The sequence below is a fragment of the Streptomyces spongiicola genome (assembly GCF_003122365.1).
Taxonomy (GTDB): domain Bacteria; phylum Actinomycetota; class Actinomycetes; order Streptomycetales; family Streptomycetaceae; genus Streptomyces; species Streptomyces spongiicola.
In genome coordinates this window covers 3921017-3934377 of sequence record NZ_CP029254.1, presented here as the reverse complement: position 1 = coordinate 3934377, position 13361 = coordinate 3921017, and the positions used below count along the sequence as shown (strand labels likewise).

Genomic DNA, 13361 nt, shown 5'->3' with positions numbered 1-13361 from the left:
CTATCCCCCGGCGAGTAGATCAGCGATGTGCGTGGCGATGGACAGGCCCGTCTTGTTCTGGATCCAGGACCACTCTCCGGACGGGTTGCACTCGAACATCACCCAGTCCCCGGCAGGGGTGACGCCGAAGTCGAACGCGCCGAAGTTGAGACGGAAGTGCTCCAGCCAGCTCAGCACGCCCGCCCGTACGTCGTCCGGTACTTGGCACACGTCGTAGGTGAGGGCGTCGTAGTCGCTGCGCCAGTCCACCCGAGCAGCGTCGCTGCCCGCGTGGATCTCGGCCGCGAACATCTCCTTGCCCACGACAGTCAGCCGCACCTCGTGGGTCTTGGGAACCCATTCCTGGAACAGGTGCGCTGTCAGGGACACGGAGTCGTCGATCGTGTCGGGGTCGACCACATGGGTCGGTACCCCGGTGCGGTGGCCGTCCGGGTACTCCAGCGGGCCGCCCATGAGCGGCTTGCAGATCACTGGACCGTCCACCTGACAGCAGAACTTCCGGGCCACTTCCTGGTCCGTGGTGATCAGCGAGCGAGGCGTGCGGAGCCCGTGCGCCGCCGCGACGGGGAGCTGACCGGGCTTGTGGGAGGCAATTCCGTCCACGTCGGGCCGGTTGACCCACGTCACCGGCAGCGCGTACAGCGTGCCGAGCAGTCCGGCCAGCGCCTGCTCGTTGGCCCACGTGCGGTGGGGCTCCTCCATCCGCTCGGAGACTGAGGGAAGGCGGGGCCGCCTGTAGTAGACGGCCGTCACCTCCTCCAGCCGCACGGAGCGGTACTCGTCAGCCAGGACCCCCGTCCAGGGTGCTGCAGTGTGCTCGGCGGACAGGGACATGGACAGGGGGAAATCCCCCATGTCGAACCGCATCACCGGCACACGCCGGGTCGTCAGCTCGTCGACCACCAGGTCCGCCGCGGGGTCCAGTTCCTTGGTGACGACCAGCACAGGGCCGCCGGACAGGTGCTGTGTCACCGCATCAGGTACGGGTCGGACGTGTCGTCGTTCTTGCTGTCCCAGTTGGTGTTCGTGCAGCTCCCGGCCAGCGAGGTGGAGCGGCTCCACAGGGCGCCGGAGCCGTCGGTCAGGACGTTGACCTGCCGGGCCGGGGCGTACGCGAACGATCCCGCCTCCAGGGTCACGGTGTACGGGGTGCGCTCGGCGCGGGCGCCGAACGGGACGAGCGTTGCCGTGGACATGGGTGTCTCCTTGTGGTTGCTGGTGCTCGGACTGTTCTCTGTCTCGCCCGCGCGCGAGGGCACGGCCGAGGGTCTGGCGAGGCCGCTCTACTCCAGTCGGGAAGCCGGTCATGCAGACGCAGAGCGGGTTTTGCACCGCCCGGCGCCGGGCATCGGGTTCCGGCGCCGGGCGGCGGCTCATGTAACGCCGCCGACAAGGGACGGTGGGCATTCGGGCGCGCAGATCCAGAGCCGGAACAGCAGGCCCCGGTGGCGCACTTCGCCCCACACCTGGCCGGCCATCCCCAACCGGCGGGCGCAGCGCACACAGTCCACGGCCATCTGCTGCCGCGAAGTGAGCCGTTCGACGTGCGTCAAGATGGCCGTGGGAGGAGCGGTCACCACGTGCCGTCCGCGCGCAGCTCTGCCCAGACGCGTTTCCCGCCGTGCACCGGATCGCTGCCCCAGTCGTGGGCCAGAGCTTCGACGAGGAGTAGTCCGCGGCCGTGCTCATCGTCCGGGGACGGCGCGCCAGGTGTGGGTCTGGTGCGGGACGTGTCGGTCACGACGATCCGCGCGGACTCCGTGCCTGTCCGTGTGATCGAGGCACCGACCGTGGCGGCGTCGGTGTGCTCCACCGCGTTGGCCACCAGCTCCGTGACGACCTGCTCGGCGACGTCCACCAGCTGAGGCAGGCCCCAGGTCTCCAGCACCAGGGTTATGTCCCGACGCGCCTGAGCGGCGGCTTCCAGCCTCGCCGCGTACCGCTCCTGGTAGCGCTGTGGTCCCACCGTTGCAGCCGTCATGGTCATCGTCGCGTCCCTCGGGGTGCTCGCGTTCCGTGTGTAGCCCAACCACCGCGTCAGGGCTGTGTGCGAAGGACGCACGCCTGCCGTACGGGCCGACCTCGTGGCCGAGGTGAGCAGCAGCCCTTCGACGTTGTCGCCTACGGCGGTTGGCTCGGGAGCCTCGGTAACGAAGCCCACCGTGACAGCCGCCCTACTAGGCTCGTTCGGTGATGCATACGACGGTAGAGAACCGTGATCACTGCTTGAAGTGACCTCGAGTACAAGTGGTTTGCTGCGAACACCGGGAAAAGGGGCTGTTCATGCAGTCGAGTTTGCGACAAACACTGACCGGCAGTCAGGGATCATCTGGACGCCCACGCGTGGGCGTCATCGCCGGCTACCTCTTCCGGATCATCCGAGAGCAGCAGGGACGCACCCAGGAGGAAGCGGCTGAGCAGCTGCGGGTGTCCGCGGACACGATCGCGGGGTGGGAGTCCGGCCGCCGCCCCCTGACCGCCGTGCCGGTCGGGCAGATGCTCGTGCACCGTCACCGGCTGATGCAGATGGGCACTGCCCCCGCGCTCCTGCAAGCCCTGGACCGCGCCCTGGAGGCGGACGTCCTCCTCGCCGAGGCCCTCGACAACGAGACCGAAGTCGAGGAAAGCCCGCTCGGGGCCTGGGTGATGCAGCGCGACCTCGTCGAGGTCCTCGCGTGGCCCCTCAACCACGTACCTCCACAGCCCGTCCGCGACCTGCCCAATCCGCCCCGCAAGCGCCGAGGACCCGCGCCGGCCGGGCCAGAGCTGTCGGCTGCCGACCGGGCACTGTTCTTCACGCGGATGCGGCGAACCGCGGAGCAGGCCCGGGGGGAGGACCAGTTTCTGCTCCGCCGCCAGGCCCTCTACCTCTCCGGGTACGACGACCAAGCCGACACGTCGGAGTGGCTCGCCCACCAGCAGGCCACCGAACGCCCCGGCGACTGGCTCACGCGTTGGCTCAACTCCAGGTCCGTTACCGCCGTCTCGGCCCGGCAAGGAGACCGGGACCGGATGAGCCACTTCATCGACACCGCCCTCATCGACGACGATGCCGGCGAGGCCGCGAACCTGAACTACTGGGCGTACTGGATCGGCGAGACCGCGCATCTGGAGTTGAGTGACGACTTCATTGCCGCCCGCACCCCGGGGGCGTGGCCGGGTGACAGACTCCTCGCCCACCTCGCTCACGGTCTCGCGCCGCAGCACGGCTATGTCGACCTCAACATCCACTCGGTGTGGTCCCTGCTCCGGGTACGGCCCAACCTGCTGCGATCCGGCGCAGCCGACCGTGTCCTGCGCGACAGGCTGCCAGTGATGTTGGATAGCCGGGAGCTTTCGGCGCGCGGGCGCCGGGAGCTGGAGAGCATCCGGTATGCGATCCGCCTCGCCGAGGCGTGAGAGGAGTCCGACGGTGGCTGAAGACCTGTCCGCGGTAGCGCGATTTCTGTACGAGGCGGGGACGCTGAAGCAGACCAAGCGCACCGGCTGGTGGATGGCTGGCGTACGCGATCCGGAGTCAGTCGCGGAGCACTCCTGGCGCACCGCTCTCCTCGCGACGATCATTGCGAAACTCGAAGGCGCCGATCCCGCGCGGGCCGCCTACCTGGCGGTGTGGCACGACTCGCAGGAGACCCGCACCGGGGACGTGAACCACCTGGGCAAGAAGTACGCCCCTCAGGCGGACCCGCGCGCGGTCACCGACGACCAGGTCGCGGGCATGCCCGAGGTCCTGGCCTCCGCGGTGCGCGAACTCGTCGCCGAGTACGAGGCCAAGGAGTCCCAGGAAGCCATCTGCGCCCGGGACGCCGACAAGCTGGAGTGCATGATCCAGGGCGTCGAGTACAAGGCCCAGGGCTACGAGCACGCCCAGCGTTGGATCGACAACAGCCGCGGCCGACTCACCACGAAATCGGCCAACGAACTCGCGGACGCGGTCCTGGCAACCGGTTCTCTGGACTGGCTGCGCGCAGCCCTCGGGGAGCAGCAACGCTGACCCCCGCCCGCTACCGGCGAGCACCCCCCTGCCCCACGAGACGCTGCCAGACCGCACCAGGCTGGCGTCCCCTCCGCTGCGTCTAGCGTCTCTACCAGCGGAGGGCTACGGCATGCCGCCGGACGCACAACACGCCACTGCCCGCTCCGCCACCCCCGCGTCAGTGCGCTGACCGGCGGAACACCCCAGCGGACAAGGAGAACTGCGGCCCTGCTGACCGCCAGCAACCGTAGCGACTTCGCTCAGCTGCTCCCTGTGCTCGACGCGATCTCACCGGTCCGCGGCCGGGTCGGACGGCCCACCGCAGACCGGACTCTCTCATCACCGATCGCGACTGCGACCCGCTGCAAGGACCGTAATGGAAGCATCTTTGGCGTTTGGTTCCACTCCCGGGTTCGACATAATTCGGTGACCTGGAGGGTCGAATCTGGGGTCTGACCTGGGCGGACATGGGTGTGGCCGCCTGGAGGGCGTTTCTCTAGGCGGTGGCGTTTTCTGCTGGTCAGAGGGATGCGGTCTGGAGGTCCAGAACCTGCTTGGGATGGGGGATGCCGAGCTTGGCGAGCAGGTCGGACTGCGGCTTGGTCAGGCCAGTGACCTGCTGGAACGTGCCGGTGGGGCCGGTGAACGTCCCGACGTGGAGGCGCTGGAGCTCGCGGCGAGCCTGGGGCCAGGTCGTGTCGGCCTGGGTCTCGATGATGCGGATCAGCAAGAGTGCGAGCCAGCACAGGACGACGTGGGCCCGGATGCGCTCTTCGAGCCGGTGATAGACGGGCCGCAGGTCGATGATCTGCTTCATGTCGCGCCAGCCGCGCTCAACCTCCAGCAGTTGCTTGTAGCCCAACGCGATGTCCTCTGCACTCAGGTGCGGGTCGCTGCAGCGCAGGAGGTACTTCCCGTCGAGGTTCTCCTCCGTCTTGATCTTCGCCTGGTCGACGCGGAGCTTGCCGGCGGGGGTGGCGCGCAGGTAGCGGTTCAGGCCGGGCTTGTCGGCGATCCTCCCGCGCAGTTCGCCCCGCTTGAAGTCGCTGAGCTTGTCCGTGTCGGCGATCAGCTCTTCCAGGTGGGCGACCAGTTGCTCGCGCATGTGCCGGTCGCGCTCGGCGGCTTCGGGGTTGTGGCAGATCACGAACCGGTCGGTGTCGCTGATCCGCACCTCCTTGACGCGCATGTTCGCGGCGGTTTCGGTGTAGCGGCCCTGCCGGGACAGGGCGGCCTTGACCTCGGGCGATCCGGAGCGGACCTTCTCGCCGATGATGTAGGCGTGGTCGCCGCGACGCAGGTAGCGGCGGTTCTCCTCGGAGGAGAAGCCGCGGTCGGTGACCCACACGATCTTGGAGAGGGTCCAGTCCCGCATCTCGTCCTTGACCTGGCGGATCAGCTTCTGGTCGGAGGCGTTGCCCGGCCAGCACCAGCATCGGACGGGGATCCCGTCCCTTGTGACGGCCATGCCGATCACGATCTGCGGCAGGTCGTCGCGGGAGTCCTTCGACTTGCCGTAGGTCCGGAACCCGGCGGGCTTCGCCTCGTTGCCTTCCTGGTCGTCGCCGAGGGGCCGGCCGGTGTCGTCGCGGGCGACGGGCTCGTCGGGCTCCTCCAGTTCGAAGTACGTGCTGGTGGTGTCGAAGAACAGCAGGTCCACTTCCAGGTTCAGCAGGTTCGCGACCTCGTCGAACACCTGCTTCTCCAGGTCGGCGGTCACCTCGTGGAGCCAGTCCATCGCCCGGTAGCAGGGCTGTTCACCGACCTCGGCCAGATGGTCGATGTGCGCGTCGTGGGTGATCCAGTCGGCGGCGGCCAGCTTGGACGACGGCGCAAGGGCCCGGTTGGCGACCAGGGCGAACAGCACCCGCTCGGTGGCGGTCATGTCCCGGCGGCGGCCCCGCTTGGGCTGCCCGACCCGGCCCACGATCTGATCGATCTTCAGCCGATGCCACAGGTGGTCGAGCACGTAGGTGCCGCCGAACGGCACCGAGGAGACGAACTCCAGGTCGGAGGCCGCCGTCGCGGCCAGCGCGTCGCCCGGCTCCAGCAGCCTCGATAGAGATGCGACCAGGCGCCTGACCGCGTCGCGGTCGAGCTGGTCCTCGCGTCCGAAGGTGAACAGCACCTTCGGCACCGCCCGCCCCTTGGCCGGGTCCCACTCGTTGTGGGCCAGGTGCAGGTACCGGACCGTGCCGGACTTGTTCTCCCGCTTCGTCGTCTTCACGTACACGACTCCAGACCATACGAGCCATGCCCAGGCCAGCGCACGAGAATCACGAAAATCGCGTCTCTAGGCATTTCGGACCCGTGGAGCGACCTCCAACCCCGTGACCTGCACCTTCAGACCCGCAGAACCTCCAGGAGCCCCGAATTACGTCGAACCCGGGCCACTGTCAGAGTGCGGAACGTGAGTAGTTGTCCGTTTCGCGGTTGAGCTTGGGTGAGGGCTGCTGGTCATCGGGGTGCGGTGTGGTTCAGGTGCCGGGCTGGGTGAACAGGCCGGGTTCCGGTTCGGTGAGGATGCCCCTGGCGACCAGGCGCTTCAGCTTGGAGCGGATGCCCTCGGTGTTCTTCGGGACGATCGGCAGGTCGAGCGCCTGGCACAGGTCGCGGGCCCGCATCGGCTGCCCGGTGGCGGTGAACGCGGCGAGAATCTGCTGGTAGGCGGGGTGGTCCGGCGTCTCGGGGCGGTCCGGCTCTTCGGCGGGTGCGGGGGCGGGCAGAGCCAGGAGCGTCTTGCGGGTGATGCGCAGGTTCTCGCACTCCGCGTCGAACTCGCCGAGCTGCGCGGTGAGTTCCTCGATGCGGACGCGGAGTTGCGCCGCCTGGTCGGCCAGTTCGCGCTCACGTGTCTCCACGTATTCCAGCACCGCTGTGATCTGCGGGTTCTCGCTCATGCGGTCCTCCAGGAGGGGAGGGTGGCATCGGTGAGGCGGCGGGCCATGACGGAGGTCATCGCCCAGAAGACGCGGGAGCGGGAGGAGGCAGGGCGGTGTTCGTAGTCGCGTACGAGTCGGCGGTAGAACATCAGGATCCCGTTCGTCTGCTCCACGATCCACCGCTTGGCCTGCGGAACGAAGCCCTGGTCGGCCGGGTTGCGCTCGACGATCTCGACGTCGATGCCCACGTTCTTGCCGTGGTCGACCACCTTCTTCTTGAAGCCCTGGTCGACCAGGGCCTTCTTCACGGTGTCGCACTGCCCGGCGACACCGTCCAGCAGGGCGATGCCGGCGGTGTTCTCGTGCGCGGAGGCGGGCAGGACGACGCAGTCCACGACGAGGCCCAATACGTCGACGGCCAGGCATCTCTTCCTGCCCGGCACCCTTTTCGCGGCATCCTTGCCGGTCGTCGTGGCGGGGACGCCGACGGCGGCGTGGATGCTCTGCGTGGCCAGGACCACCAGGCTCGGGTCGGCTAATCGCTTCCGCTTCTCCCGCAGCTGCCAGCGCAGCAGGTCGTGAATGTCCTGGTCGGTGCCCTCGTCGCGCCAGAGGTAGAAGTAGTACTTCACCGCTCCGGGCGGGGGCATGTCATGGGGCAGGAACTCCCACTGACAGCCGGTGCGGTTCTGGTACAGGATCGCGTTCACGATCTCCCGCATCGCGTACTTCCCCTGATGGCCGCTGACCGACGGATGCCGGGCCTTCCATGCCGTGATCACGGGTTCGACGAGCTGCCACTGCTCGTCGGTGAGATCACTCGGGTACGGCTTGCACATGCTCATGCCATAACCCAAGCGAACCCCGAACGTCTGACCGGCAGCGATGCCCCAACGTCACACCATCGAGCGATGACAAGACCGGCGGAACGCCACATTCCGCACTCTGAGAGCGCGATCGCCTGTCTCAAGAAGCGGCCTGGCTGACTCGCCCGAGTCACACACCATCCCGCCGAGACGGGCCACCGCATACACAAACGCGCTCCCAGGGACACCCTGCAGATCGATCGGTACCCCCGGCGCTTCTGGGAGCCATCTGGGAGCCGACCCGCTCCCCGAGCCCCCTCCACACCACCCGAGGCCAACCGGGACCACCCACCTGACCTGCGCAAACACAATCCAGGCAGGAAAGATCATTAACCGAACCTCATTCGGGACGAAGAGGTCGTGGGTTCAAATCCCGCCACCCCGACGCTGGTCAGAGGCCACATACGGATTTCCGTATGTGGCCTCTGACGTGCTCGGGATGGTGTCCCGCCGAGTGGTGTAACAGCGATCTCCGCATAGCCCCTGGTCGAGGCGCGGATCGAGGCGGCCGCGCCCACCCCCTTCTGCCGGTGTGTCAGCAGTAGGGGCCGCGAGCCATCCGCCGTGTTCTCGGTCGCGATGTAGCCCGAGGTCAGCCGGATGAGGTGCGCGGCAGAGGCTATCGAACCTGACCGCCCATCAGGCAATGGGTGATCACGGACGAGCCGATTGTGGCCACGACCTGCACTTTCACCTTGATTCCGTTACACCACATGAGGGGACACGACCGTACTCGGGGGCCAAACAGGGGGCCGAACGAATTTGATCAGGCCACCGCGTCGCCCTCTGCGTCGTCCTCTGCGGCCTCCCCTTCCTGATCTTCGGCGAAGATGTCGTCCATCGCTTCGGCACCCTGCGTGATCACGGGCCGGAGCTGCTTCCGGTAGACCGCCTCGGTCGTCGCCTGACTGCTGTGGCCGACCAGCAGCGCAATCCGCTCCAAGGGGATGCCGTGGTCGGAGAGCAGGGACACGAAGCTGTGCCGGAGCTCCCGCAGCGTCCACTCAGGCTTGAGTCCGGCCTTCTTCGCGATGGCCTTGGAGTCGCGCCGAACGTTGGCCGCGTCGAGCGGCTCGCCGCTCCGAGTCGTGAAGACACGACCGGTCGGACTCCACCCCTTCCCTCTCGACGCCCGCTCCTGCTTCTGCCATCGCATGTGCTCTTCAAGGACGTCGACCACCTGCTTCGGCAGAGCTATGGTCCGGCGGCTCTTCCTGGTCTTGGTCTCACCGTGCTTGCGCACCGAACGCCACACCGCGACGTGGGGCGGGATGCCGTCCGTCGTCTGCAGGAAGACGTGATCCCAGGTGAGGGGCCGCGCCTCTTCCGTGCGCACACCGCTGAGGCGCATGGGTGCCGCGGACTACGAGCACTGGCCGCCCGCGGCCGGAGCGCGGGGATCCCCCGGCTGCCGCTCGACGGCCGGCCCGTCGACGCGGTCTGGGACCCGGGTCTCGCCCCCGCCAGGACCGCTCTCGGGATAGCGCTCCACGAGGAGGTCACCCTCGACCTCCTGGTAGGCGACCTGTCGGGTCGGGCGTAGGAGCCCCTGGGCACGGGGCGGGCGCCGTACGGAACACCGACGGCCGGCACGACCCGAGCCACGCGCGCCGCCGGCACGACCCGCGCGCCGCATGCCGCCCTCACGACGCGCGTGTCGCCACCCGTTCGCCGGGGTGTTTCGAGATTCCGCCCTTGGGCGTATTAGGGCCGCCACGACCTGTGGGAATGCCAGGGCACGCCATGGGCGCGGAATCGCCGGGTCATTTCGCTGCGGTCGTTTGATCACAAGAGCTGGTTGCCTGTCCCCCTGAAGCGCGGCGTCATCGTCGGGACATCGAGTCCTGGCCCGCGCCACTCGGAGGGTGGTGAACATGCGTACCGCACGTCTTCTCGCCGGCAGTGCCCTGGCCCTGGCCGCAATCGGCACCTCGGCTCCCGCGGCAGTCGCCGAAGGGTCGGAGGTCACGGTCAGTCCAGAGGTGGGTTACCCGGGCTCGACCATCACCGTCAGCACGGAGGGGGCCTGCGACCCGGAGGCGACCTACGCCAAGGGGCAGGCGGAGATCGGGGGTCAGATCAACCTGGTCGAGAGCGGCCGCGCCGGGGCGCTGGAGGGCACCTTCACCGTGCCGGACAACGCCAAGGAAGGGACGTACGACATCACGGTCAAGTGTCCTCCCGGAGTCCTCGTCAACTCCGAGTTCGAGGTCGCCGGGCGCCCGAACGGCGCGGTGAGTGGCGGATTCGGCGGCGGCGGCGGGATGAACGGAACGGAGTTGGCCATCGGAGCCGCGCTCGTCCTCACCGCGACGGCAGGCGGTCTCCTCACACTGCGGCGCCGGCACGGCAGCGGTTCGGCGGCCTGAGCGTCCCCCGGCGCCGGCCCACGGGACCCGCCACCTCCGTCATCGAGACCGGAGCCCGGACCGCTATGGGACGCAGACGTTCCCCCCTCCTCACGCCGATGAGGTTGTTCGGCGTGATGCTGCTGGTCGGCATCGGCCTGCTGATGCACGGGCTGCGCGGCGAGACGGCTCCCCAGCCGTCCGCCGCCCAGGCCTTCACCGTGCCGGCGCCGAGTGCGGCGCCCTCCCGCGGGCCGGCCGTCCCGACGCTCCTCGCCGCCCCGCCTCCCGGTAGGACCGCCAAACCGCCGCCGCCGGGTACCCGGCCGCGCTCCGTCCCGGTGCGCCTGCGCATCCCGGCCATCGGTGTGGACACCCCGATGATGAACCTGGCGCTGGGGAAGAACGGTGTGCTGGAGGTGCCGCCGGTCGACAGTGCGCAGCTCGCGGGCTGGTACTCCCGAGGGCCCGCACCGGGGGAGGTCGGTGCGGCCGTCGTGGCGGGTCATGTCGACACCCCGACCGGCCGCGCCGTCTTCTACCGGCTCGGCGCGCTCACCAAGGGCAGCGCCATCCAGGTCACCCGGCTCGACGGGCGCACGGCGCACTTCACCGTGGACGCCGTCGAGGTGTATCCCAAGCACTCCTTCCCCAGCAAGAAGGTGTACGCCGGCACCACCGTTCCCCAGTTGCGCGTCATCACCTGTGGAGGTGGCTACACCAAGAGGACGGGCTACCTGGGCAATCTCGTCGTCTATGCGACGCTCAAGCGCATCGCCTGATCCCCCTCCCCCGAGTGCGCGGCCTCCCACCACCCGCCCCCCTCCTGCCCCGCCGCCCCCGCCTCGCTGTCCTCCCTCGCTTCCCCCCTCCTCCCCCTCCTCGCTGCCCTCGCTGCCCTCCCTCTCCTCCCCCTTCTCGCGCTTCTCCCGCTTCTGCTTCCGGTCGCGCACCCCTCCCGCGGAAGCACGGGCTCCCGGCCGTGTGACGGTGACCGATGCTGCGGAGACCCGGGGCGCACACGGGGGGCGAGGGGCGCAGCCCTGTGCGCCCCTCCTTCTCGCGCGCGCCTTCTTCTGGCGCGCCACGCCGTCCCGGGCTGCGGACCAGGCCGCGCGCGTGCCCCGGGAGGCGTGGCCCCACCGGGCGCGGGCGGTCCCGCGTCGGTCCGGAGAGCGTGATGGATAGATGTCACGGAGTTATCCACAGGCCACGGAGGGGGCGAAGGGATTGTGGGCGCCGCGGCGCAGAATGGGGGCATGACTGAGATCACCGAATCCACGGCGTCCGACGCGCCCGCAGCCGTTCCCGCGGACCAGCCCGCGGGCCGTGCGGGCGGGTCCGCGGACATGCCGGCCTGGGAGCAGCGGTTCCGCGCGCCCCGGGTCTCGCTGCCCGACTGGGCGGAGGACGCCCCGCACCGCGCCCTCTTCGTCTCGAACGCGACGGGGACGTACGAGCTGTACGCGTGGGACCGCGCCACCGGCGAGCAGCGCCAGGTGACCGACCGTCCGAACGGGACGACGGACGGGATACTCACTCCCGACGGCCGGTGGATCTGGTGGTTCTCGGACACGGACGGTGACGAGTACGGCGTCTGGATGCGGCAGCCCTTCGGCGGCGGGCCGGACGAACCGGCCGCACCGGGCCTCGAGCCCTCGTACGGTGCGGGCCTCGCCCTGGGCCGGGACGGGGCGGCCGTGGTGGGCCGCTCCACCGACGAGGAAGGTACGACGATCCATGTGGTGCGGCCCGGTTGTGCGCCGCTGGAGATCTACCGGCACCGGGAGTCCGCGGGCGTCGGCGACCTCTCCCACGACGGGACTCTGCTCGCGCTGGAGCACACCGAGCACGGAGACGCGATGCACTCGGCATTGCGGATCGTCCGGCTGGACGGAACGCCGGTGGCCGAGCTGGACGACACCAAGGGCGGCTCGACGGAGCTGGGGCTGGAGGTCCTCGGCTTCGCCCCGGTGCACGGTGACACCCGGCTGCTGGTGGGCCACCAGCGGCGGGGGCGGTGGGAGCCCATGCTGTGGGACGTGGCGTCGGGCGAGGAGACCGACCTGGCGCTCGACCTTCCGGGCGACGTGAGTGCGGAGTGGTATCCGGACGGCTCCGCGCTGCTCGTCGCGCACAGCTTCGAGGCACGCAGCGAGCTGTGGCGGTTCGACCCGGCCACCCGTGAGCTGGCCCGGGTGGACACCCCGGCGGGGACGGTCTCGGGCGCGACGGCCAGGCCGGACGGGACGGTGGAGTACCTGTGGTCGTCCGCCGCGCAGCCGCCGAAGGTCCGCTCCACGGCGGGGCGGGAGGTGCTGGACCCGCCGGGGATGAAGGCACCCGGCTCGGTGGGAGTGGAGGACGTCTGGGTGGAGGGCCCCGGCGGTCCCATCCACGCTCTGGTGCAAAGGCCTCGGGGAGAGGGGCCGTTCCCGACCGTCTTCGACATCCACGGGGGTCCGACCTGGCACGACAGTGACGCGTTCGCGGCCGCGCCGGCAGCCTGGGTGGACCACGGCTATGCGGTCGTCCGGGTCAACTACCGGGGCTCGACGGGTTACGGGCGGGCGTGGACGGACGCGCTGAAGCACCGTGTCGGACTGATCGAGCTGGAGGACATCGCGGCGGTCCGCGAGTGGGCCGTGGCCTCCGGCGTGGCCGATCCGGCGAGGCTCGTCCTCTCGGGTGGTTCGTGGGGCGGCTATCTGACACTGCTCGGGCTGGGCACCCAGCCCGATTCCTGGGCCCTCGGCCTGGCGGCGGTGCCCGTCGCGGACTACGTCACGGCCTACCGCGACGAGATGGAGGCTCTTAAGGCGATGGACCGCACGCTGCTGGGCGGTACACCGGAGGAGGTACCGGAGCGTTACCGGGCCTCGTCCCCGCTGACGTATGTGGACGAGGTGAAGGCTCCGGTCTACATCTCGGCCGGGGTCAACGACCCGCGCTGCCCGATCCGCCAGGTGGAGAACTACGTGGACCGCCTCGCGGCCCGCGGCGCGGTTCACGAGGTGTACCGGTACGACGCGGGCCACGGTTCGCTGGTGGTGGAGGAGCGGATCAAGCAGGTACGGCTGGAGCTGGCATTCGCGGAGACACACCTGCGGTAGCGGCGGCCGCGGTGCCCCTGTGGCACGGGCGCCCGGACGGCACGGGGATCGGGAGAGCGGGGGAACGGGAGAGCCGGGCATAGGACGACATGGGCAACCGGACGGCACGGGGAGCAGGTCGGCGCCGGGAGTTCCGACGGAGCCGGGAGTTCCGACGGAGCCGGGTTCCTGGCGCA

General features: G+C 69.5%; 11 protein-coding genes and 2 pseudogenes. 6 read left to right on the top strand and 7 right to left on the bottom strand.

Features of this window, described 5'->3' with window-relative positions; all coding sequences use genetic code 11:
* From tgmB to DDQ41_RS17325, 3 genes are all read right to left on the bottom strand, one after another.
* A complete protein-coding gene (tgmB, locus tag DDQ41_RS17340) occupies window positions 1-972 on the bottom strand; it encodes an ATP-grasp ribosomal peptide maturase (RefSeq protein WP_245991558.1) in 972 nt (323 codons plus the stop codon).
* Window positions 969-1196 (bottom strand): putative ATP-grasp-modified RiPP, encoded by a 228-nt coding sequence (gene tgmA / locus DDQ41_RS17335; protein WP_109295309.1) that lies wholly within the window; start codon window positions 1194-1196, stop codon window positions 969-971. The genes tgmB and tgmA overlap by 4 nt, the downstream gene beginning before the upstream one ends.
* Before the next feature lie 377 nt (window positions 1197-1573).
* A complete protein-coding gene (locus DDQ41_RS17325) occupies window positions 1574-1987 on the bottom strand; it encodes an ATP-binding protein (protein ID WP_245991559.1) in 414 nt (137 codons plus the stop codon).
* Window positions 1988-2283: 296 nt separating this feature from the next.
* On the opposite strand from DDQ41_RS17325, the gene DDQ41_RS17320 reads away from it, so the two are divergent.
* From DDQ41_RS17320 to DDQ41_RS33240, 3 genes and pseudogenes are all read left to right on the top strand, one after another.
* A complete protein-coding gene (locus DDQ41_RS17320; protein WP_109295307.1) occupies window positions 2284-3399 on the top strand; it encodes a helix-turn-helix domain-containing protein in 1116 nt (371 codons plus the stop codon).
* 13 nt (window positions 3400-3412) lie between these two features.
* Window positions 3413-3994, top strand: a complete 582-nt coding sequence (locus DDQ41_RS17315) for an HD domain-containing protein (protein WP_109295306.1) — start codon at window positions 3413-3415, stop codon at window positions 3992-3994.
* Window positions 3995-4171: 177 nt separating this feature from the next.
* Window positions 4172-4335, top strand: a pseudogene (locus tag DDQ41_RS33240) (IS5/IS1182 family transposase); the annotation flags it as partial.
* Window positions 4336-4496: 161 nt separating this feature from the next.
* On the opposite strand, the gene DDQ41_RS17310 reads toward DDQ41_RS33240, so the two are convergent.
* The 4 genes and pseudogenes from DDQ41_RS17310 to DDQ41_RS17295 form a co-directional block, all read right to left on the bottom strand.
* Window positions 4497-6209, bottom strand: coding sequence for an IS1634 family transposase (locus DDQ41_RS17310; RefSeq protein ID WP_109295305.1), 1713 nt, complete (start codon window positions 6207-6209; stop codon window positions 4497-4499).
* A gap of 244 nt (window positions 6210-6453) precedes the next feature.
* Entirely contained in the window at window positions 6454-6876 is a 423-nt protein-coding gene (locus tag DDQ41_RS17305; RefSeq protein WP_109294570.1) for a hypothetical protein, read from the bottom strand.
* Window positions 6873-7703 (bottom strand): IS5 family transposase, encoded by an 831-nt coding sequence (locus DDQ41_RS17300; RefSeq protein WP_109295304.1) that lies wholly within the window; start codon window positions 7701-7703, stop codon window positions 6873-6875. The genes DDQ41_RS17305 and DDQ41_RS17300 overlap by 4 nt, the downstream gene beginning before the upstream one ends.
* A gap of 787 nt (window positions 7704-8490) precedes the next feature.
* Window positions 8491-9069, bottom strand: a pseudogene (locus DDQ41_RS17295) (site-specific integrase); the annotation flags it as partial.
* A 529-nt stretch (window positions 9070-9598) separates the two neighbouring features.
* Between DDQ41_RS17295 and DDQ41_RS17285 the strand changes: the two are divergent.
* The 3 genes from DDQ41_RS17285 (at window position 9599) to DDQ41_RS17270 (ending at window position 13185) form a co-directional block, all read left to right on the top strand.
* Window positions 9599-10093 (top strand): hypothetical protein, encoded by a 495-nt coding sequence (locus tag DDQ41_RS17285; protein WP_109295303.1) that lies wholly within the window; start codon window positions 9599-9601, stop codon window positions 10091-10093.
* Between the two features lie 65 nt (window positions 10094-10158).
* On the top strand, window positions 10159-10854 hold the full coding sequence (locus tag DDQ41_RS17280) for a class F sortase (protein ID WP_109295302.1): 696 nt from the start codon (window positions 10159-10161) through the stop codon (window positions 10852-10854).
* Window positions 10855-11331: 477 nt separating this feature from the next.
* A complete protein-coding gene (locus tag DDQ41_RS17270) occupies window positions 11332-13185 on the top strand; it encodes a S9 family peptidase (RefSeq protein ID WP_109295300.1) in 1854 nt (617 codons plus the stop codon).
* Window positions 13186-13361 lie beyond the last annotated feature (176 nt).